Genomic DNA, 24,636 nt, shown 5'->3' with positions numbered 1-24,636 from the left:
TTACAATTTATGTTGAACAAATGGAAAATCCTCTTGTTCGTAAACCACATCGTATAATTGATTTACTGGGGGATAATCTGATTTCTCTGCGAATTCCTCACACTCCTTCACCAAAGCTTTAACCCTATTGTCTATTTCTTTGATCTCTTCGTCGGTAGCGTAGTTTTTCTCTTTTATAATCTCTAAAACCTGTGTTATAGGATCAATTTTTTTGTATTCCTCTACTTCTTCCTTGGTTCTATAGTGTTGCGCATCTGACATTGAGTGCCCTCTATAACGATAGGTTTTCATTTCCAAGAAAGTAGGTCCTCCTCCGGTTCTTGCTCTTTCTATCGCCTTACTCATTTCTTGGGCGACTGTTACAGGATTCATACCGTCTACCGGACCGCAAGGCATCTCATAACCCAAACCTAACTTCCAAATATCTGTAGAGAACGATGTTCTGGCTACCGATGTACCCATTGCGTACCCATTGTTCTCACAAACGAACACGACAGGTAATTGCCACAACATGGCCAAATTGAATGTTTCATGGAGAGATCCTTGTCTTACTGCCCCATCACCCATATAACATATAGTTACGGCATCTCGACCATGATACTTATCTCCGAACGCCATACCGGCACCTAGAGGAATTTGACCTCCGACAATACCGTGACCACCATGAAAACGATGTTCTTTTGAAAATATGTGCATAGAACCTCCCATACCTTTAGAAGTACCCGTCACTTTCCCATACAGCTCCGCCATTACTTTTCTTGGATCAACCCCCATACCTATGGGCTGAACATGATTCCTATAGGCGGTAATCATTCTATCCTTAGTTAAATCCATTGCGTGCAAGGCACCGGCAAGTACAGCTTCTTGGCCATTGTACAAGTGAAGAAAGCCTCTCACTTTTTGTTGAATGTATACTGCGGCAAGCTTATCTTCAAACTTTCGCCAAAAAAACATGTCCTCGTACCATTTCAAATAAGTTTCCTTGGTAATTTTTTCCATCGATTTTTTTATGAATTTATTACAAAATAATTAGACTCATGGCATAGAGTCTACATGCACACCACAAGAAAGCAAAAATACACATATAAATGAATGGATAAAAAAAATAAAAGCAAAAGCGGAAAGAAATTACAACCATAACAAAAAATCCGTTTAAAGTGAATTATGGTCCAACTACGGCCCTTACCTATTTTAAGAAGGTATTATTAAAACCTAAAGGAAGAATATCCTCTAGCGAAGCACATTCGACAATACTTCCGCTGGCCCCCATAAGCAAAAGCCTTATTGGAGATTTTTGCTTGAACTCGTATTCAAAAATAGCTTGCCTACAATTACCACAGGGCGCTGCCGGTACGGTTACCTCATAATCTTCAGAAGCTGCGGTAATGGCTATGGCCTTGACCGGTACCCCCGGAAACCTTGCCCCTGCATGAAAGATAGCGACCCTTTCTGCACATAGCCCAGAAGGATACGAAGCGTTTTCTTGATTACTACCTATTTCAACCTCGCCATTCTCTAACAATACGGCTGCCCCTACATTAAATCTAGAGTAAGGGGCATATGCATTTTTTCTGGCCTCAACAGCCAGATCCAATAGTTTTTTATCGGATTCTTTCAATTCGTTCAAAGAATCATAAACAATAATATCAAAACTAATTTTCTTCTTTTTTGCCATGCCACTAAGGTAAAATATAATCTACAGAAACAACAAACCCGCCGTACGGCGGGTTTGTCAAAATTATAAAATCATTTTTTTAATCGTTGTAAAACTCTTCCCCTAAACTAAAGGTAAGAGAAAAACGCAAAGTATTTTCCAATGGGTTTTTAACTTGTGAGGTAGAGAATAAATAAGACAGGTCTATTTGTGCGGCCTTAAATTTAAATCCGGCACCTAAAGTGAAAAATTTCCTAGAGCCTTTTAAATCACTTTCATTAAAATATCCAGTTCTTACCATAAAGGCATCCTGATATACATATTCCGCACCTAAGGCCCATGTCATTTCTTTAAGCTCTTCACTGAAACCATCGGGAGCATCCCCAAAAGATTTAAAAATACCGCTAAACCCACTTTCATTTTGATAGATATCATTGTCCGCAGAATCAATAACCCCATCACCATTTTGATCTTTAGGCGTTGGCACCAATAGTTTATTAAACTCTGTAGTAAGCCCAATAACATTGTCTTGATCCAAGATAAAGTCAAAACCAACACCAAACTTCAGGTTACTGGGCAAAAAGTTTTCTTGCCCACCTTCATCGTATTGAATTTTTCCTCCAATATTCGAAATATTAAAACCTGCTCTCCACCTACCATCAAAATTATCATAGGCAATTTCCCTAGACCTATAATAACCGGCAACATCAACAGCAAAGGAACTGGCCGCCTGAGAATCTTCAGAGCCATTACTAGGTAATTTTAAGTTAGACCTTATATATCTACCACCTACGGCCATTGAAAATGTTGGGCTCAATTTTAAAGAATACGAACCATCCAAGGCCAACTCGTTAGGTTTTGCCAATGTACCGGGGTCATTTGCAAATTGCCTCAATTCTATTTCACCCAGTGTAAAATATCGCAAACTGACGGCGAACGCACTTTGCTCATTAATCTTATTGAAATAACTGGCGTTCAACAATGAAATATCCGTAATTATACTTTCCAAATATGGAGTATAACTCAGACCAATACCCATTTTTCGTTCTGCAAAAGCAAATTTGGCAGGGTTCCATTGTTGCGAAAAAGCATCTGTTGAAGTAGCAACTCCCATATCTCCCATTCCTCCGGCCCTAGCATCGGCCGCAATTGTTAAAAAAGGAACAGCGGTAGTTATTACCCTTTGGTCTTCCTGTGCAGTAACTTTTACCAAAAAAAACAATAATAATAGTATCGAAATCTTTCTCATCTAGTTCAAAATTAATAAAGGCAGGGGCAATATAGTGTTTCGGCCTAATATTTCTTTCTATTTTACATGTAAACGCCAATTTTAACGTTATCGTGTATATACGAATAACTATTTTCCATTTTTTACGGAAAATAAGAAGTTAAATCAATTTAATTTTTAATGACGGACCAAAAGAAAACAGATTATCCATACTATATCCATTTTTAGTACGTTATGAAAAATAGCAGGTTACATTTTATTTACCACGACCATGGTGATTGTTAAAATAATCCTGCCCCATAAAATATTATAGGGAAAACATCGTTCTAATCAGCGAAAGTGACATAAATTAATCAAAATCCAAATCAATTAGACTAGCAAAACTATTAGTTTAAACAGATTGAACTCAAGTCCTAATTATGAAAAAACAGTTTATTAAAGTTGTACTCTCATGCGCCGTTGTTGCGGGAGGTTTTACAGTAACCAGCTGTTCGAAATCCTCATCCTCCAAAAATGTGTCTCGAGCTACAGGTTGGAAAATAAATGCTAAGGAAGGTGGTTTTCAATACAATACCGATTTTAAAGAGCAAGAAACCGCTCCTGGACTCGTATTTGTTGAAGGTGGCACTTTCACAAAAGGTAAGGTCCAAGACGATGTAATGCACGATTGGAACAACACACCTACCTCTCAGCACGTACAATCATTTTATATGGACGAAACTGAGGTTACCAATGTAATGTATTTGGAATATTTGGATTACCTAAAGAAGGTATACCCTCCTGAAAATCCTAAATATGCCAATATTTACAAAGGAGCCTTACCAGATACCTTGGTTTGGAGAAACAGGTTAGGTTTTAATGAAACCATGACCAATAACTATTTAAGGCATCCTGCGTATGCGGAATACCCTGTTGTTGGTGTTAACTGGATCCAAGCTACCCAGTTTGCGGAATGGAGAACAGACCGTGTAAACGAGGTAATGCTGGAAAGAGAAGGTTATTTGGCCAAAGATGCCAAGTACAAAGCAGCACAAGGTGAAGTTGCCGGCACATTCAGTACCGAAGCATACCTTAACAGACCTGAGTCTGTATATAACGGACAAATAGATTCTCTACAAGGCAAAAAGAAAAAGGACAGTGTATCTACTTTTGCCAAGAGAAGTAGCGGAATTATAATGCCAGAATATAGGTTGCCAACAGAAACCGAGTGGGAATATGCTGCCCAGGCACAAGTTGGACAAAGAGAATATAACAACTATAGAGGTAGAAAAAAATATCCATGGGAAGGTGACTACACCAGAAATGGACAGAGAGTTGGTAGAGGCGACCAATTAGCCAACTTTAAACAAGGTAAAGGCGACTACGGTGGTATTGCCGGTTGGTCAGATGATGGTGCCGATATTACCGCAGAAGTAATGTCTTACAAGCCTAACGACCTTGGTCTTTACGACATGGCCGGTAACGTTGCAGAATGGGTTGCCGATGTATATAGACCAATAGTAGACGACGAGGTAAGTGACTTTAACTACTATAGAGGTAATATCTACATGAAAACCGCTATTGGTGAAGACGGTAAAGTTACCATCTTAAAAGATTCGATCGTATACGATACACTTCCAAACGGAAAAGTGGTTGCAGTAAACCTACCGGGAGAAATAAAAATGGTTCCCGTAGACGAAGAAGAAACTTATTTAAGAACAAATTTCTCTTCTAGCGACAACAGAGGATACAGAGATGGTGACCCAGGCTCTTCTAGATTTTACGATAGGTTCAGCGATGAAGAAGAAAGTACTGACAAACAAGTAATGTACAATGCACCTAAACATAAAGTTGAAAGGGATTCTGCAGGAAACATCATTAGACAATACGACAAATCTAACTCTAGAACTTCTTTGATCAATGACGAAGTTAGAGTATACAAAGGTGGATCATGGAGAGATAGAGCTTACTGGTTAGACCCTGCTCAAAGAAGATACCTGCCACAATACATGGCAACAGATTACATCGGTTTTAGATGTGCGATGTCTAGAGTAGGTTCTAAATCAAAAACAAAAAACAAAACTGTTAGAGGCAAAAAAGCCAAATAACGATCTTAGATGATATGTTTTTAAAAAAGCCCTTTTCTTAAAGGGCTTTTTTTTTATCTTAGATTTTATGACAATAAATGAACTACACACTATTTTTCTTGACAACCCCTCTATTAATACGGACACAAGAAAACTAAGAAAAGGTGATATTTTTTTTGCGCTTAAAGGCGCTAATTTCAACGGAAACAAATATGCGGCACAAGCTCTACAAAACGGCGCCTCGTATGCAGTAATAGACGAAAAAGAGTTTCTAATAGACCATAGGACCATTCTGGTGGACGACGTCTTGAGAACATTACAACACCTTGGCAATTACCACAGAAAACAATCAAAGGCCACAGTTATAGGCTTAACCGGAAGTAACGGAAAAACCACCACCAAAGAACTTATAAATGCAGTGCTTTCACAAAAATATAGGACCATTGCAACAAAGGGCAATCTAAACAACCATATCGGCGTTCCATTGACCTTGCTATCCATAAAAGAAGACACTGAAATTGCAATAGTCGAAATGGGCGCCAACCACTTAAAGGAAATAGCATTTTTATGCGAATTGGCCGAACCGGACTTTGGATATATCACCAATTTCGGAAAAGCGCATTTAGAAGGTTTTGGAAGCGAACAAGGAGTTATTAATGGAAAAAGCGAACTGTACGACTATCTAATATCAAACAACAAAGGTGTTTTCTTAAATGCCGATGACCCTGTTCAGAAACAAAAACTGGACAGTTACATTAAAAAGTATGGATTTAGTTCTGACGATCCTAAATTCTACCCTATCCATTTCAAGAAGGCGGATCCTTTTGTTGTTTTAGAGGTCGAAAATATTACTATCCATACAAAGCTATTGGGCGCCTATAATTTTACAAATTGTTGCGCCGCCATCATTATGGGCAAATACTTCAATGTTCCGTTAGAACATATTAAAACAAGCTTAGAAGCCTACACCCCGGACAATAATAGATCCCAGATTATCAATAAAAATGAGCTCAAGGTTATTTTGGACGCTTACAACGCCAACCCATCAAGTATGAGGGCCGCACTTGAAAACTTCTCCAAAATGAATGATGACAACAAGGTTCTATTTTTGGGAGACATGTTCGAACTGGGCGACTCTTCCCTTCAAGAACATGATACCATTGCAAGATTGGCAGTAGACCTCGGTTTCTCGAACGTAGTCTTGATAGGTGAGAATTTTAAAAAGGTAGATTGCGGTTTTGACACATTTGGCTCGTTCGAAAAATTGAAAGAAGAATTCAAAAACATCGAAATACCTGTACCCGCTACTGTTTTAATTAAAGGCTCAAGGGGAATGGCACTGGAAAGAATATTGGAGTTATTATAACAAACCAACCTAATATGTACCGAAGAAACCTGTGGGATATACTGGATTCGAACCAGTGACCTCTGCCCTGTCAAGGCAGCGCTCTAAACCAACTGAGTAAAACCTTTAAGGTCTCATCCAATATGTTTGAAATCATAGACACCTCAAATAGTATACATAATTAAAAATACTATTCTATGTTATATAAGTAAATAAGAATTGCCCAACAACCTTAAAAGCATTGCTATTTTTTAAAGAGGAATAACTACTTTATTATTTTTTTGTGGTTATTTCACCTTTTGGCCCATCATAATCATAATAAAACCAATCAACATCTATTACCCCGCTTTCATCTACTTCATTCCAATTAAAAAAGCCGAGCCGATCTCCCGTCCAATTTCCAAATTCAATAGTAAATTCTTGACCGAATCGATGATACACATTACCATCTAAGCTGTATTCAAAATATGCCTTATTCCCATTGTTTACTGTTTTAACATAAAGAAAACCCCCATTTATTCTAGGTCCTATTTTTTCTTCGCCCTTCTTATTTACGTAGAATATATAGCGACTATCCCAATCATCCATATAAACTCCTAACATATGGTAAACTCCTCCGAACCTAACAAAACCTGCCCTTTGCCCAATAGCCATTCTTGAAATATCAAATTTAGCAATCGCCGTTCCATATGTTGTCCCCATAATACGCTGACTAAGAGTGTTACATGCACGCCAAAACGGGTACGCCCCCGCTATTCCTTTTGGTCTTTTTACTTCTACCTTATTAAAACTATCCCTAGGTACAGGTTTACTTGCTTTTAATCGAAGCCATCCAGGTCTTTCGGTTAGTGACCAATGAGTATTTCGAGGATTATGGTTCCATTCCCATTGAAACCCCAATTTGTTTTCAGAGAAATCATCATCGGTATACGGAGCCATTACAGAAAAACCCAATATTGGCTTTTTATATTCCATTACTGGCTCTCCTATCCCATCATTATCCACATCCGCCCCAATTATAGGCCACCCGTCGACCCAAACCACTGGTTGCAATAACTGTGGTCTTCCTTGAAAAGGTATTGCCGTATTTTGGACCAATTGATGAATATACCACCAAGAATTATCTTGAACTTGTACCAAAGCACCTTGGCTACAACTTTGTTCTATGCCATTTCCTCGCTGAAAAACAACTTTCTTTTCAAAAGGCCCGTAAATACTATTTGTTTTTGAACGCAAAACAATTTGTTTACGATCATTTTCAGAAGTATGAATTCTTCCATCCCCATTCGCCTCTTTTATATACCATTCCGAAATAAAGATATACCATATATCATTTATATTGTAAATTTTTGCTGCCTCTGCACCATACCCTGAATATATTACTTGTCCTGAATCTATAATTGTACGCCCATCCCAACTCATTTTATACAAACGAGTCTCAAAATCGAAATTTTTATCCTTTTTTGAATTCAATAAATTTCCAGTATTACAAACAAGAAAAGCTTCATGTGTTTCTTCGTCCCAATATACGGCTGGGTCATTGAACACTTTATTAGGAGCAAGCATCCGATGTGGTTCTGTCCACGGCCCACGTATATCTTCAGAACTACTCATGAACAAGCCATAATTTCTATCGATAAAATAACAATACCATGTACCATTATGAAAAGCCAAATCTCCCGCCCACACACCAAAGGCATATCCATTCATTTGATTCCAATCATACTTTTTACCCCAAGAAAGGCTATCCCATACATGTCCGATATTTGTCCAATTAACAAGATCCTTCGATTCCAATATTACCATACCAGGTGACATATGCTGTTTCGAAGATATCATATAATAAGTATCCCCAACCTTTTCCACATCAACATCTGGGTAGTCCGCATTAAGAATGGGGTTTTTATAAGTACCATCCCCTTGATCTCCCCAACTACCTATTTTCCATACCTGTTCCTGAGAGGAACAGACATGATATCTCCCGAATAAAACAAGTAAAAAGCAACTTATAGCCCTTAGCTTCTTTATCATTTACAATTAAGTTTTCTTGTTTCATCACTAAATAGACAAGAACTATTTATGAATTAAGCCCTTTACCCTTAACAATGGACATCTAAAATCTTATGGTTAACGAGTTAACATTTTTCTCAAAAAGCCACACCTCACCTCTTATTCAACAATTCTTTCTGCTTTATTCCAAATAGGATTGGGTTTCATCATTTTTGCATTGTTCCGAATACGCCATTCATCCAATTGCGAATAAAGAGATGCTGCCAAAATTGGGAGCTCTTGATATAAATTATGTTTTTCGGACAAATCATTTTCTAGATCAAACAATAATTTTTCCCCTGTCTCAAAATCGTGGATCAATTTATATTTACCTTTTCGAATAGCACTGCCTGGATTCCCTCCTTGATTGCCATAATGAGGATAATGCCAATATAAAACCTCTTCCCGATTATTATTTTTTAAAACGTTTACACCATCTACCTTATTAGGGTATTCTATACCCACTTCGGATAAAATCGTAGGAAAAATATCAATACTGCTTACTATAGCATTATTAATAACACCTCCCTTAATCTTTTTGGCTCTTTTAATAAGAAAAGGCACTCTGATACCTCCTTCATACAACCAACCCTTACCTCCCCTTAAAGGAACATTACTAGTAGGAGACCCATTCACGGTTGACAACCCTCCATTGTCAGACGTAAAAACTATTATTGTATTATCATACAAACCAAGAGACTTAAGCTTTGCCACTACTTTTCCGACATTTTCATCCATACTTTTGACCATAGCCGCATAGGTAGGGTGGGCCTGAACAAATCTTTCTTTGAACGTTCTATTTACGTAATTACCAGCCTTCCATTTAGGATTAAAATCTAGCTCATTTAACGTATCTCGCCCTAAAGACTTTCTTTTTTTCTGATATTGGGACACATACTCCGATTTTGCCTGTAAAGGGGTATGAACTTGATAAAAGGATAAATTAACAAAAAATGATTTGTCTTTGTTTTTTTCCATAAATGCTACCGTCTCATCTCCCAGTCTGTCCGTAAGATATTCTCCTTCTTTCCCGTCCGACAACCGCGGATTTCCGTACGGACTAAAATACCCATGCACACCATTCTCCCTATCAAGGTTAGGATGACCTTTACCAGTACCACCTATATTAATGTCATACCCTTGGTTTTCTGGCCATAAATCTTCTGTTTCTCCCAAATGCCATTTACCTATAAAACATGTAGTATAATCTTTGCTCTTTAAAACTTCTGCAATTGTAGTATATTTCAAATGAAGCTTATCTTCCGTAACATTGGACAACCATCTATTTTCTTTTTCAGCTCCTTTGTTTGCCGCCCGCCCCGGAATCCAATTCGTAACATCTACATTGGTCGGATACATTCCTGTTTGGATACTAGCCCTTGAAGGCGAACATACTGGACTTGATGCATATCCGTTTATGAACGTAACACTTTCTTTAGCTAGGGCATCAATGTTAGGTGTTTCATAAAAGGAACTTCCATTATACGAGACATCCATCCACCCCAAGTCATCGGCTACAATTAAAACTACATTAGGTCTATTAACACTATCTTTTGGCGTATTGCTCTTGCAACTCACCAATATTGCATACATGACCAATACAACAATCACATTTTTCATATATTATTTTTTATCACCACATTATTGGTTTACTCTATAATAACATTATGTACGGCACTTTAGGTTCTATTTTCGTATATAAAAAAAAGAGTCCTTCATATTACATAAGCTTATGCCAACACCCCTGCAGCTACCAATAGTCTCTGCTCAGGGATAAACCACATTATACGTATTTCTTTTCCCTATTTTAATATCCGTGGTCTTGGAGTCATACTTCAATACCGGTTTTGAACCATTTAAATATTTAAAACTATTTCCCTTTACAGAAACATCAGAACAATTTTCTATATATAAACTAGGCAGGTTTTCCAATATTGGTACGTACGTATCCGTTTGTTCAACAACATTGTCATGGAATACCAACCCATCTATGGAGATAGCCGTTAAAATTGGTGTATCGAATGTTTTAAATAAATTATTACGAATAATAATATTTTTATTGAACTTACTTTCAGCCCCTTTCTTGTCGGAATAGATTGGATCTATCAATATGGTAGATTGGCGGTTATACCCACCATAGCCACAATCCTCAAAAACATTATCTTCAATGACCAGATTGTTAGAAGGCCCCGATTCGTTCCACAAATCCATGTCAGCCGTTATTCGAAGACTTGCCATTTGTGATGAGAAATGGTTCCCCCTTACCACTATTCCCTTAGAGCTGGCCAACAAAAAACTCCTTGCACGGTTATTGCGAACTATATTATTCTCAAGAACAGCTGTGGGGCTCCACGTAACATTCTCTATTCCATAATATAGCTCAACCTTGTTCTTTACAGGTTTATCAAAAGTGAGAATTGAAATTTTCTCATTGATTCGTTTAACGTTCGTTAAAAAAAGATTCTCAACAGTCAGCTCCAATGTTTTATTATTAACAATACGAACCTCATCTCCCGTTTCCCCGAACAAATAGCCATTTTGGTGAGGATGATAAGTTTCTACGGCAACACTATAGTCGTCAATAATTTGATTAACCCTAACATATGTTCCGTGAATATTTGTAGCATCGTCCAACATATTTTCGAAAATCGAATTCCTAATGATAATGCGACCTTTATTGTTACAAAAGTGAGTTGCATCTGCTGAAGTGGTAACCATTCTTCCCTGTCCCTCTTTTAAAACGACATTAAAGCCATCTAAAGTTATATTCTCTGAACGTTCGGCAATAAACCCCATCGCACCTGCATGGTGCACATTGATGTTCTCAAATAGCAACTCTTTAGATTTAAAAACCCTAAATGCCGGGCACATTCTATTTGCAAGATATTCTCCTTTAGAAACAAATATTGACCCAACAGGAGGCACTTGTCTAGATTCTCCCTTTAACCGAATAACGCCCTTCTCAAGTTCTACAGCCTCAATCCCTTTTTCCTGCATCTGATACAGAAGTGTATTATAATAGGGAGACTTGGTTGTAGGATCCCAGACTATGTTTTGCCCAACTTCCACATCATATCTTTCTGATATATTAAATTTTGGCCCATATTTATTATGATAAGGAGTATCCTCTCTTTCCAAGGACAAATACAAACGCCCATATTTTACTACATATGGGGTACCGACCTTAATATCAAAAGTTTTATCCTTCTCATTATTCGCAATTACTTTCCCTTCCAAAACAAATGGAACATCCCAGTTAACACTTAAATTGGCAATCTTTATATTGGAACTATTTTCAAGAATAAACGGAACTATTTTACTATGAAATATAAATTCGGAACCTCCCCCATCTATCTCAAAACCATTTAAATTCATCAACGGAAACGGAGTCCTTTTAAGCCCGTTATCGTTATTGGTAATTTCGCAATAAAATTCTGGAGCATACGTGGGATAGAAATGATACTTGCCTTTTGGAAAGACTACTTTTTTAACATTCAACTCTTTATAAGCCTCTATAACCTTTACAACTATAGGGGTAACATCTTGGTATTGCTTCAAATACTCCCCGTCGAACTCAAGTACACCATTTTTTATATTATATTGAGAGTTTACATTACAACTTACCAAAAAGACCAGTGTAGCTACAAAAGATAAATTAAATTTTATGTTCATCAATTTTTTATTAAGAAGTTATAATCTGTACGTTTTTATTTAAACCTTTTGTATTGAAATTATTAATTGGCATCCTCGGGCCTAAAATCAGATTTATTAACCCAATTAAGTTTTGGTGTATCTTCTCCGTTCATGTAATTTTCATAGTAGTTCATGAACTTTGCAGGATAAATAGGATATCCATCAAAAATTTCCCCCTCACCAAGTATTCTGGGATCATTTTGAGCTTTTAGCTTATCCGCCATTTGTTGGTACAGATCCTCTTTTAAACTCACAAAACCTTCCTTTATGGCTAAATTATTTAAGCACTGTGGGTCTGTCTTTATATTATAAAGCTCTTCGGGCGGTCTTTTTCCAAAACTCAACTCCCAAAAAATATTTTCCCCGTCTCCTTTACTATCTAATATTGCCGTTTTAGTTGGCCCTCCATCACAATTTAGGTATCCTGTTTCAGGGTTACCGGCCGGCCACCTATCAACCTCAAAATTCTTTAGATATAAGTAATCACCAACTATAATCCCCCTCATTGGATAACCTTCATTATTCGGACGACCAATGTCGTGACGTTCTTTTCCGATTAATACATGGTCTCGATATGTTGTAATGCGTCCAGATTCCTCAGAAAACAATACATCCGACAAACTTGTTCCTTCGATAGCTTCCATACCTGATTCTTTTTCCGAAATCCCGGCAAACTCAAGAAATGTCGGTGCAAAATCAATAAAGTTCACAAAATCTTTTACCGTCCTTCCTTTGTTTTTTATCTTTTTTGGCCACATAATAGCTAATGGCAAATGATTGGAGAGCTCATAAGTTTGACCTTTTACTCTAGGAAAAGGCATTCCGTTGTCCGAGGTTACCACAATGATTGTATTTTCAATAAGATTTTTCTCTTCAAGAAGATCTAACATTTTTTCTAGTTGAGAATCAAAATACTCTAACTCAAATGCATAATCTAAAATATCAGTTTTAACAGAATCGGTTTTAGGCCAAAAATCGAAAACCTCTTTTACTTCAGACAATTTTTTCCCATTTTTTAGTCCCGAACCAAACTCGTAACTCCGATGTGGTTCCCAGCCACCATACCAAAAGAAAAAAGGTTGATCTTCCTTTCTTTTTTCCAAGAACGTTTCAAAATTCTTAGGGTAATCATTATCACTTATTTCTGAGGTTGGTGCATCCTTTTTAAACTTGTTGTACGATTTTACCAGTAATTCTCTTTTTTCCCCTTTTTCATCATAGGCTACCCCGGGCAGATACCCTTTTCCTGTATAACCTACATGGTAACCATTTTCATAAAGTACTTCTGGAAAAGATTTGAATTTAGTAGGAAAGTATGCCATATGGTTTGCCGCTTCTTCCAATTGCCATGAATTTCTACCTGTCAATACAGCAGCTCTAGAAGGAGCACACTTTGCATTTGGTGTATACGCATTTTCGAAATACACTCCTTGTTCCACTATTTTGTCAAATGCAGGTGTGGTTACCCAATCTGGGCTATGCTTTCCCATATGTAGAAAAGACGCATCATCGGCAAGTACAAACAAAATATTAGGGGCTTTCTCTTCGGCTTTCTCTTCGGTTTTCGCAAACCTATTACAATTAACAAATAATAACACCCAAACAGGGACAGAGATTAAATATCTAATTTTCATAAACTTATATCTTATTTCTTAACTTTTATTATTGTTGCCATATATTGTTGTGGAAAGGATACTGTAAACTTACCTGCTCCTTGCTCTAAACTTATTCCCAGATCCTTAGGGTATAAAACTTCCGCTTCGCCAATATTTTTCATTTCCAATTGAACAACTTCTTTTCCCGACAACCTCCATACAGCATAATAATCTGCATCCTCACTTTTCAACCCTAAAGCTATAGGTGATGCATCATCTGATATTTTAGGCATTCCAAAAGGAAAAAAAGGAATAGATTTTGGTATAATACCCGCTAATTCATCTTTATAAATTTTAATACCTGTTTTTACCTGTTTAAAACTCTCTTCCGGTAATTCTGCCAAATGACCACTTTGATGAATTCTCCCTAACATGGCATTGACCATATTAAAAGAGGCCTCATATTTATTTCCATCCTTCATAGGATATGACCATACCGCCAATTGTTCTGGTAATACGGCAGCCATAGCACCCACTACGATAGCAGGGTTTTTCTTGTAATCCGTTTGATCACTAGAAGACTGTAACTGGTTCATGGAAAGCATGGCATAGTCCATTCGCATTCCTCCACTTCCACAATTTTCAATTACCAAGTCTTGGTGTCTATCATAAACATTTTTCATCCAATTCCTATACGCCCTTTGATGCTTTAACAAACCTTGCCCCATACTACTGGCATTTGTCTCGGTTCCCATTAGAGAGTTAACATTATAATCCATCTTTACATAACCAGCACCATATTGGTCTACCACCCTATCTATAACTTCATCCGCATGTTCTATAACATTAGAACTTCTAAAATCCAGCATATAGCTACCATTATCTATGACTCGTTTGCCATGGCGCATAAAAAACCAACTATCTGGCTTATTTTTAAGAGGAGACCGTATCCCCACCCTCTCTATTTCCAACCATAGTCCGGGTATCATACCATTAGATCGGATACTATCCAACAGCCTTTCTATTCCTCCTGCAAACCTACTGTTTCCCGGTCTCCAAAGTCCTACCGCATCCCACCATTTTTCGTTCATTTCCGCATACCAACCAGCATCGATCACGTAATAGTCGCAACCTGCCTCGGAAGCAGCCTTGATCAATGGTAATTCTTTTTCGGTGGTAGGGTCTCCAAAAAGACAATTCATATAATCGTTAAAAATAACTGGACATTCCTGATTATCCTTATTAGGCGAAATACAAGCTACTCTCCTGTATTTTGTTAAAGCTTCTATAGCTTCATTAAAACCTCCTTCTACACATCCTATAGCTACGGGTACCGTGACATATTCCTCCCCCTCACCTAAAGATTTCCATGCTTGATGATGCTCTTCGTCAGGGCCTCCTATATAAACATATGTCGGGTTTCCCCCTGTACGTATTTTTTTCGCACCAGACCTAACATTCGAGAACTCCCAATGCCAAGACCCATTATGTTCTATTTGCCAAAACCAAGTTAACCCAACGGCTTTATTCTCTATCATAGCCATGGGCAACTCCTTTACAGTTGACATTGAACCGATATTAGTATGAAAAATTCCAGAAAGTTGAAAGGTTCCATTAGGCCCCCAACCCGCTTCCGAAGGAAGTTCACTATGCCATTGTGCTTCCGTTTTCCAACCATTGTTGGCCCAATGCACAAGTAACTTTTCTTCTATACTCCCTTGTCCCAAATTACCAATATTGTTGATCATGGCCGAACTAAGGTGATTAACACCAATACTCTTTTTAGATACGTTCTTTACTTTTGTATATCTTCTACAAGTATTGGTGCCTCTGTAAAACTCGTAGTAGGTAAATACCTCCAAACCAAGTTTTTCGTCTTTCTGATATACCGTGTATAATTTACCCCATGGCCTACTAACTTCCTCCACACTTACATAGTCCAGTCTTAACCCGGGCAGTCCCCCTGTTAGCTTTGCCCCATGATGGGAATCCCTATTCTCACCTGTTACATGAAAAGAAACGCTTAAATCCGTTTCTTTATCGGTAGCGGGAAGCTCAATATCTCCATTATATTTAGAGGGCAGTAATAACCTTTCTTTTAAACGGTTATCAGAATCTACCTCAAATTTAATTTTGAGACCTTCAACTTCCATGTCGAAAGAGTTTTCTTGTGAGAAAACATTACATCCAAAAACCAAAAAAACCAATAACAATCTAAGTATATTCACAATACATTTTTTTAATTATTCATCTATTCGCAACTCATTATCACATAGAACATCATACAAAGCCCGTACACTCATCATGACAATTATGTTGATGACAATATGCATATATCAATCATTATACAGGAGACAAATGCTTTTGCTTTATTGTTCTTTATTAATTTTATGATTCAAATTTTCATTAAAAACAAACCACTCAAACCTTCTGTTGTAACGGTTCTATCCACTTCTTCCCCATTGTTTATATCAATATTCTGAAGTTTGGTCCCCTTTAGCCTTTTAAACCTAGACCCTGGAAATAATTTGACAAGGTCAAATGTATAAGGTTTCAATGATGCATTTACCAATACTACACCATTTTCAAATTCACGTGCCATTGCCAACTGCCTATTAGTGATCTTAAAATCCTTAATAACAACCTCACCCCCACCTTCTATTTCAATTTCAAGATCCCCTCTTTGCCCTACTTCCCTAAAGTAGAAACTACATGCTAGTTCGTCCACAGAATTTATGTAATTAAGAATTGAAGGCGCCGTATTATCTTTGTTTATCACGGCATCGGTACCGACCACTATCTGCCTAGGAACAAAAGATTCAAAACCAACAAGTGGTTCTTTAGATTTTGCTTTAAAATCGATAACCACATCTCCTTTAGAAAAGTTTAAGTCTTTTAATACCACTTTCATGTTCTTATCCGCAACATTAGCGTGGGAAAACATTATGAGTTCATTGTTTTTTATTTTGAATTGGCAATCCACAGAATTGATCTTCACCCCATTAAAGTCCAGAACATCTTTTTTATTCAAACTAGCTCCGTCATAGATTGTAGGCCCTAATGGTTTACCTAGCCAATACTGCTCATTTTCCTCGCCCTTGACCAACTCGTCCACGATTCCTCTCTTAAATCCGTCATCAGAAGGTGTTCCTATAACCGAATTAAAAGAAACCCCTAAACATTGGGCAGCTGCCAAAACCATTCTTTCTCTATCTTTTTGATCCTTTTCACTGCCATTTTTATCTTTATTCGTTATATAGGAAAAAGAAGGTGTTATAGCATATTTGTTCCAATAGCCGAACAAACTAAGAGGTTTTGAAAATTCTCTAAATGAATTATTTGGCTGGCAAAATCCCTCGGCTTCCATACCATTTGCAACACCAATAGCTCTCATCGAATAATCTACACCTCCATCGCCCAAAATAAGTTTTGTATTTCCTAAAGTTTTTCGCAGATTTTTATAAAAACTATACACCCCCATACCAAAAACATTCTTTCCATCTAGATAACCGTCATCTGCTACACCATCCAAATCAAGGTCTACTTTTCGTTTTCCACTTGTCACCTTTTTTAATGTCCAAGGTGATATATCAAATTGGATTCCGTCCAAAGCAAAAGCGACCCCATCATTTTCAAACCATGATCCAATTTCCTCAACCAGTATATCTGCACATTGTTTACCATCCAAATCCTTGGGACAAGTTGAAGAAAGGTTATAATACCATAATAAATTATTGTCTTTGGGAGAGCCCCATGGACCACTTGTAGCGTGTGGAGCAACATACGTTTTCCCCTTTTCAAAACTTAAAGGCTTTGTTCCATATTGGCCCCTAGCCACCTTTATGTCACCATCTCCAATCGCTACTAAGGTTACCTGTTCGGCCCTTTCCCAAATCTTTTCCCCATTCTTATCTATTGGCACCAAAACAATGTCGTCTTTCTTTTTCGCATTTCTTAAACCAATATTTAGTCTAAAAACGGAGGTGTCGGACACTTTTAAAATGGAATCGTTCGAAGAAATATCTCGTTCCAGAAAACAACCAGGATTATATAGCCAATGCCCTGCAGAATATTTGGAAGTATTCCAATTAGGATCCCTTGACCTTCCATTAAAATGTAATACTACTAGCTGCTCAGGATTTTCAATGGCAAAGCGATTCAAATAGGTTAAAGTTCTTGAAACATCTTTTGTCGATATTTCTTCCGACATCGCCTTTACAAAGACACCTCCCAACCTCCTATTTTCCTTTTCCCAGTCTTCATAACTCATATCTACATAATCGGGAGTCCTAAAAAAAAAACCTTTGGGATATTCGTTTCCCAAAATCTTTTTATCATTCAAAGTTACATCCGAATGTAGGTTGACCATATTAACTATGTGCTGTATTTCTTCAATTTTACTATCGGGCAAATCCTCAATTATCAAAAGCTCAGAAGTGTTCATTTTTTGCCTTATCATAAACCAGTAGGCTTTCAACATATCTTCCCGTATGTTCTTCAACCCTATTCCCCTTAAGTTATCACCAACCTCTTTAAGGTCTTCATTTCTTTGAAATATGACGTCTGTCTTTTCTATTGTACCCCAATAACCATAATTCTTGTTTGGTGTTAAAGACTTGGACGCAGCAATAGAACATCCTATTAGAAGAAATAGGACAGGCAAACATAGCCCACCAAACCTCACACCTCTTTTGATAATTACAAACCTCATTTACAAATAATTACCTCCCTATTCATAGGATATATTAAAATTCTTCTCTTAATGTAGAATAACTCCACAATTCACTCAACAAAAACTAAGAGCAACAATTTTTGGTCACTCTTGTTATCTGTACAATACTCCCGACATATATTCTAATATCGAACTCAAATTGTTAGACCTGTCATTAGCTCGCCCCAAATGGACAAACTCACACCACTAATAACCAGGGTTTTGTTCTAAATTTTGGTTAATTTCTGTTTGCTCCAAGGGTAATGGGAACCATATTTTATGAGACGACCAATTGGATTTTAATTCAGCAACGACCGAATTCCATCTACCATTACTAACATCCAAACCATTGATAGCCTCGTCAAACTTGTTAAAACGCATTAAATCAAATCTTCGCTGACACTCAAAAGCCAGTTCACGTGACCTTTCATCAAGCAGCTCTTCAACAAAATCTGAGTTATAATAAGCGCTATTAAGGGATGACAAAGTATACCCGTCCTCCAGGGCCCTGTTTCTGACAATCGAAATTGTATTTCTAGCTTCAAGCTCGTTACCCGTAAAATACTGTGCTTCCGCTTTTAACAGTAAGACATTGGCAAATCTCAGCAATGGAAAACTACCTTCGGTACCATAGTTTACCACAGTTTTTTGTTTTGGATCTTGGATCCTGAACTTTCCTTGGGTGTAGGAATTAAACTCTGTGGGATTCGGGAGCTGACTGATTGAATTAGGAATGAAATATCTTATTCCGTCTATTTCTTCATAATCCGCATTGTTTGGTATTACCCCAACCAGATTGTGATCACGTCTAAAATCCCCATCCGTATATTTATAATAAATTTCCCCGGTGGGTCTTAACCATCCATAGCCCCCACCTACCAAATCTCGATTTCCTTGAGGCAACAAATTATTTACCCAAATGTTAATTCTTTGATTGGAAATATCATCACTTCCTTCGGCCATAAACAAACATTCTTCTCGTTGATACGAAGAAGTCGTAGCTCTAAAAAGGTAATCGTATTGATCAATTAAACGATAACCACTGTTATCAACAACATCGGATGCCACTACTAGGGCCTTCGCATACATATCATCTTCATCCACCCAATCAAAACTATTTAAAGGAAAAGCCAAATCATTACCTACTCCAAATTTTTTGCAACTTCCAAGATAACAGTATAATTCTGCAAGAAACCCACCTGCCGTCCATTTATTGGCACGTCCGGTTTTAGAAGACCTATGGTCTAAATTTTCATATGCATACTTAAAATCCTCAATTATCAGTTCATACACCTCATTTAACGGTTGCCTCGCCTTTTCTGGATCCGCCAGAGATTCGGTATATGTAGGGATAGCCCCGAACATTTTAGCTAAATACATGTGATAAAGACCACGTAAAAAACGAGCCTCCGCCCTAACTGTTTCACGTCTGGTCTCATCTTCCATTTCCGCCCCGTCCAAATTCTCCAACAACAGGTTTAACCTATTTATACCGGCATACCAATAAAACCAATTATATTTTAAAAATTTATTTGTACTATTAAAAGAAGCCAATCCCCATGGTGCATAATCTGTATTGCCAAATCCCTCCTTCGTAATCGATTCATCCGTACCACCATTGAGCATAAACAAAAGCCCCCTACCAAAAGTATCATAATTACCGTTGCCCATTACCGAAGCATCATTGATTACCGAATAACCAGCGGTAATTGCCAACTCTATTTCCGCATCATTGGAATAAAAATTTTCTGGCGAGCTGAAGGAATACGGCGCTGTTTCCAAGAAATCTTCCTCACAAGAACTACACAACCCTAATAAAAGAACAAAAGCTATTATATTTTTCATTTTTTTCGATTTTTAGTTAAAAAGTAATATTAAGACCAAGTGTTATGGTCTTGGATCTTGGATAGGTTACTCTATCAAAACCCGTTAAAAGAGGATTGCTGAAACTAACATCGGGATCAAAACCAGAATATTTGGTCCACGTTTTTAGGTTTGTCCCACTAACATAAATCCTTAGTGACTTGATACCAGTATCGGTAATGAATTTTTGAGGCAGATTGTATCCCAAAGAAGTGTTTGCCAATCTCACATAAGACCCATCCTCAACATAGTAACTTGACGAAAGTCTAGCCGTAGAATTTTGTTGAGACAACGAACCGTGTTCATTAGATGGATTTTCTGGAGTCCATCGATCATCATAATATTCTTGAAGAATGTTATTTGCACCAAAACCTTCTAAACGAAATTTGAATTCGTTGAAAATTTCATTTCCATACTGAAATTCCATAAAGAAGCTAAAATCAAAGTTTCCTATTTTAAAAGAATTCGTGATTCCCCCAAAAATATCCGGATAACTATTACCAAGACTTTTTCTATCGTTTTCATCGTCTACAACCCCATCTCCGTTCAAATCCTTGAACTTAAAGTCACCCGGTTGAACAGACGCGGATGAATTTTGAACCACCCCTTCCTTCAACTGAAAAACCCTTTCATCGAATGGTATACTAGAATCACTTCCGTCTTGCCATGTAAAATCATCGATCTGATAGATTCCATCCCATTCAAAACCATAAATGTTACCAATGGACTCACCTTCCTCTACCCTTCCTACGTTGGTAATATATCCTCCACCTATAGTAACCGGTATAAAGTCAACAGCACCCAAATCCTTAACCTCATTTTTATTAGCAGCGACATTTATACTGGTTTGCCATGTAAAATTAGGTCTATCAATATTAACGGAGTTTAGGGATAATTCGAAACCATTGTTATCTACAACTCCTATATTTGTATATTCTTCAAAATATCCTGTTTGAGAAGACACAGGGGAAAGCAGCAACAAATCCTCTGTTCTCTTATGATAAACATCAGCACCAAGACTTATTCTATTATTAAAAAGACCTATGTCCACCCCTGCATTGTATTGAGTGGTCGTTTCCCATTTTAAGTCTGGATTGGCACGTCTAGATGGCGCCAGCCCCAAATCCAAGTCCCCATCTGTAGCATAGCGGGTATTGCCCAAACTAGACAAGTACAAATAAGCAGGAATGCGCTCATTACCGGTCACACCATAACTAAGCCTAAGTTTTAGGTTACTTATCGTTTCACTATCCTTTAAAAAATTCTCTTTGCTTACCCTCCAAGCAAAGGCAACGGAAGGAAAGACACCATACTTATTACCAGAACCAAATTTATCGGAACCATCTGTCCTTATACTTGTAGTAAATAAATATTTGCCCAGTAAATTATAATTTACCCGACCCAAATAAGACAATCTATTTGTAGAATATCGGTTTGAACTCAATGTCTTATATCCGCCAGATTTACTAATATCGTTAATACCAGTAGACTCATCTTCAAAATTGGTTACTTCTAATCCAAAACTTTCAAAATTATAGTGATTGGTTTCTGCTGCCAGCATAAAATTAAAGACATGCTTATTAGTTAGTTTTAACCTGTAGTTTAATTGCGACGTTGTAAAATAAGACATCGTCTTGCGGTCTTGTAAAACTCCCAAGCCATTATCATTAACTCCCCAACGAGTATCTTTTCCGTAAAATTCCTTTCCTTTGGAATCGGAAATATTACCTCCTCCGCTCAACTTAAAACTTAAATTGTCATTAAAATTATATTGTAGATAAGAACTTGCTATAGTTTGAAACAGAGAAACATTTTTCTCAGCTTCGGTAAGTAAAGCCATAGGTGAAATAAACTTTCCAAATTGCCCATCTTCAGGATCATCTGGATCATAATAATCTACAGGCTTGGCAATTACGATTGATTGTAAAACACCATTAAAATTTGATGCCCCTCCAGTACTGGTAACCCCAGATTGCATTGAATAGCTGGACGATATATTAAATCCAGCTTTAAACTTCTTAGAAAACTTATGATCTATCCTTACCCTAGAATTTAACCTTTCATAATTATTGTTTACAACAATCCCATCTTGATTCAAATAACCAGCACTTGCAGAAAAACTGGTGTTCTCGTTACCACCTGATGCCGAAATATGGTGAGATTGGGAAAATGCGGTCCTAAGAGCCTCATCTTGCCAATTAAACATAGGTATGTTAGATAAATCCCTATCGGAATCGGGAATACCATCATTGTCCGTATCCTCATAAAATAAAAAGTCGTTAGTGTTACCTAGAGACTTTCTATATTCCAAATAATCCTCACCACTTAAAATATCCAATTCTTTTGTTGCTTGCGAAAAACTGCTATACGTATTGTAGGTAAAACTCGCCTTATTGTTTCCTCCGCTTTTTGTAGTAACCAAAACAACACCATTTGCCCCCCTAGATCCATATATGGCCGTAGCAGAAGCATCTTTTAAAACCTCGATAGATTCAATATCAGCTGGATTCAAAGTTGCTAAAGGATTCATTGAAGTCGAATTACTAACAGAAGAATTAGCTACTTCATCCTCATTAATATCGATTTGAACTCCATCTATTACATACAAGGGATTAGAACTTGCGCTAACCGAATTGGCTCCACGTATTTTTATATCAATACCGGCTCCTGGCTCACCAGAAGACTGTTTCACCTGAACCCCAGCCATTTTTCCTTGAATTGCACCAAGAAAAGAAATAGATTTAGATTGCACTATATCTTCGGATTTTAAACTGGTAACAGACCCTGTTAAGTCAGATTTTTTAGAAGTTCCGTAACCAATTACAACCACTTCGTCCAAGGTTGAAAAATCTTCTTCCAGCAAAACATCAACAACCGTTCTTCCTTTGATATTCAATTCTTTGGTCTTAAACCCTACAAAAGAAAAAAGGAGTACGTCCGATTCAGATATATTAATTTTGTAATAACCGTCAAAATCAGTTACTACACCATTTAGTGTACCTTTCTCAAGAACATTCACTCCAGGCAAAGGAGTCCCGTTCGAGTCCTTCACAACACCTTTAATACTTTGTCCGGTCTGCCCATAACTTTGCAGAAAAAACAAAATACAAATTAAGGACAGTACCCATACTCTATTCGGGCACCACAAACCTTTTTTTAAAAAGTAACAGTCTTTAATCATAATAGTTGGTTTTTATTGATGTTAAATCTTTATAAGTGTAAAATATACACATGTAAATAAAACACTATTTTTATATATATTCTAATATTTTAACTTTATAAATGTTATTAATTCATTAAAATTCGCATTAATCTGAAAAAATGACAAATATTAAAAACAAGAGAGTCCTATCAACTTTATACAACATCAAAATTATTTTGTTGATAAAGCAAACTTCATAAACGAAATGTAGACATCCTGATTACTTATTTAATTTGTCATACATATCCTTACTTATGCGAATTATACTTCCATGTTTTGCTTCATTGGGAAAGGAGGCGGTATCAGTAAGATCTTCCCATTTTCCCATACCAATTTCCTTGGTACGAAATACAGCCATTCTATGCTCTCGGCTTAAATCCACGTACAAGTAATAATACTCCCCAATCTTTATAAGATTAGGCCCTTCAGAGAATTTGTATTTGCCAGTTATATAACTCTCTGTCAAGACATAGGGACCTGTTAACGAATAGGAATACGCCTCTCTAATAGCAGCTAATTTACCGGGCTGGACTATATGTTTAACAAATTCTATGTATTTTCCCTTTGGATGATTATCTGGTAACTTATAGATATAACAATCCACAGAAGGAAACCCAAAATCTTGCAACAAAATAGGTTGCGACCAATTCTCCAAATCATCTGACAAGGAATAATACATTCTATTGTTAGCTCTGGGATTAGGTGATAATTTACTTGTCTCCACAAACTTCCCTTGAATTGAAGACCCCCAATAAACCATCCATTGTTGAGTATCTTCGTCCCAGAACAATTCTGGAGCCCAGGTATTATACACCCCCTCAACATCTTTATTGATACGTACCTCTTTTGTATCAAACCAATTTAATAAATCATAGGTAGATGATATCCCAAAACTATCATTGTTTCCAGTAGACCAAACCATATGAATCAAATCGGGGTTTTTAGGGTCTCTTTTAAACATTGGATCCCGAAAAAAAGCACCAAAGCCAGGGTGAAAAACAGACGAATCATTTTTTACCGAAACCCATTGCAAACCGTCTTTACTGACAGCTAAATGAAGTCCTTCGTTTTGTCTTTCATAACCATAGAAATACCCGAATAAGAAGTAATCATCAGAAACATCCGCACTCTGTGCATAAAGTACAAGAAACGGACAAAACAACAACATACTTATTATGGTAAAAATTACTTTCAACTTATTCATTGGTCTATGATAATGATTGTTATATA

Annotated in this window: 14 protein-coding genes and 1 tRNA gene; 2 read left to right on the top strand and 13 right to left on the bottom strand. The window is 37.1% G+C overall.

Annotation, left to right across the window (positions count from 1 at the left end; genetic code table 11):
• From pdhA to porV, 3 genes are all read right to left on the bottom strand, one after another.
• A complete protein-coding gene (gene pdhA, locus J8L85_RS16195; RefSeq protein WP_211019029.1) occupies positions 1-999 on the bottom strand; it encodes a pyruvate dehydrogenase (acetyl-transferring) E1 component subunit alpha in 999 nt (332 codons plus the stop codon).
• A 187-nt stretch (positions 1,000-1,186) separates the two neighbouring features.
• Positions 1,187-1,675, bottom strand: coding sequence for a cytidine deaminase (cdd, locus tag J8L85_RS16190; RefSeq protein ID WP_211019028.1), 489 nt, complete (start codon positions 1,673-1,675; stop codon positions 1,187-1,189).
• Between the two features lie 79 nt (positions 1,676-1,754).
• Complete coding sequence (gene porV / locus J8L85_RS16185; RefSeq protein WP_211019027.1) at positions 1,755-2,903, bottom strand: type IX secretion system outer membrane channel protein PorV; 1,149 nt, start codon at positions 2,901-2,903, stop codon at positions 1,755-1,757.
• A gap of 398 nt (positions 2,904-3,301) precedes the next feature.
• Here porV and gldJ point away from each other — a divergent pair, with 398 nt between their 5' ends.
• The gene (gene gldJ, locus J8L85_RS16180) at positions 3,302-4,969 is read left to right on the top strand and encodes a gliding motility lipoprotein GldJ (protein ID WP_211019026.1); all 1,668 of its coding nucleotides are present in this window, start codon (positions 3,302-3,304) and stop codon (positions 4,967-4,969) included.
• A 67-nt stretch (positions 4,970-5,036) separates the two neighbouring features.
• On the top strand, positions 5,037-6,314 hold the full coding sequence (gene murF, locus J8L85_RS16175; protein WP_211019025.1) for a UDP-N-acetylmuramoyl-tripeptide--D-alanyl-D-alanine ligase: 1,278 nt from the start codon (positions 5,037-5,039) through the stop codon (positions 6,312-6,314).
• Positions 6,315-6,346: 32 nt separating this feature from the next.
• On the opposite strand, the gene J8L85_RS16170 is transcribed toward murF, so the two are convergent.
• The 10 genes from J8L85_RS16170 to J8L85_RS16125 form a co-directional block, all read right to left on the bottom strand.
• Positions 6,347-6,420, bottom strand: a tRNA-Val gene (locus J8L85_RS16170).
• Between the two features lie 146 nt (positions 6,421-6,566).
• Positions 6,567-8,324 carry a glycoside hydrolase 43 family protein gene (locus J8L85_RS16165; RefSeq protein ID WP_211019024.1) on the bottom strand — a complete coding sequence of 586 codons (1,758 nt, stop codon included), beginning with the start codon at positions 8,322-8,324 and terminating at the stop codon, positions 6,567-6,569.
• Positions 8,325-8,462: 138 nt separating this feature from the next.
• Positions 8,463-9,962: a sulfatase gene (locus J8L85_RS16160; protein ID WP_211019023.1), complete on the bottom strand. Its 1,500-nt coding sequence runs from the start codon at positions 9,960-9,962 to the stop codon at positions 8,463-8,465.
• 147 nt (positions 9,963-10,109) lie between these two features.
• Positions 10,110-12,014 (bottom strand): hypothetical protein, encoded by a 1,905-nt coding sequence (locus tag J8L85_RS16155; RefSeq protein WP_211019021.1) that lies wholly within the window; start codon positions 12,012-12,014, stop codon positions 10,110-10,112.
• A gap of 62 nt (positions 12,015-12,076) precedes the next feature.
• Positions 12,077-13,669 carry a sulfatase gene (locus J8L85_RS16150; RefSeq protein WP_211019019.1) on the bottom strand — a complete coding sequence of 531 codons (1,593 nt, stop codon included), beginning with the start codon at positions 13,667-13,669 and terminating at the stop codon, positions 12,077-12,079.
• A gap of 11 nt (positions 13,670-13,680) precedes the next feature.
• A complete protein-coding gene (locus J8L85_RS16145; protein ID WP_211019016.1) occupies positions 13,681-15,858 on the bottom strand; it encodes an alpha-galactosidase in 2,178 nt (725 codons plus the stop codon).
• Between the two features lie 167 nt (positions 15,859-16,025).
• Positions 16,026-18,341 (bottom strand): hypothetical protein, encoded by a 2,316-nt coding sequence (locus J8L85_RS16140; protein WP_211019014.1) that lies wholly within the window; start codon positions 18,339-18,341, stop codon positions 16,026-16,028.
• Between the two features lie 207 nt (positions 18,342-18,548).
• Complete coding sequence (locus tag J8L85_RS16135) at positions 18,549-20,186, bottom strand: RagB/SusD family nutrient uptake outer membrane protein (protein ID WP_211019011.1); 1,638 nt, start codon at positions 20,184-20,186, stop codon at positions 18,549-18,551.
• A gap of 16 nt (positions 20,187-20,202) precedes the next feature.
• Positions 20,203-23,385, bottom strand: coding sequence for a TonB-dependent receptor (locus J8L85_RS16130; protein ID WP_211019009.1), 3,183 nt, complete (start codon positions 23,383-23,385; stop codon positions 20,203-20,205).
• Positions 23,386-23,626: 241 nt separating this feature from the next.
• Positions 23,627-24,610, bottom strand: a complete 984-nt coding sequence (locus J8L85_RS16125) for a hypothetical protein (protein WP_211019007.1) — start codon at positions 24,608-24,610, stop codon at positions 23,627-23,629.
• Positions 24,611-24,636: the final 26 nt, after the last annotated feature.

Source organism: Maribacter sp. MMG018 (genome assembly GCF_018100785.1).
Classification (GTDB): Bacteria; Bacteroidota; Bacteroidia; order Flavobacteriales; family Flavobacteriaceae; genus Maribacter.
This window is presented reverse-complemented; position numbering and strand designations above follow the sequence as displayed.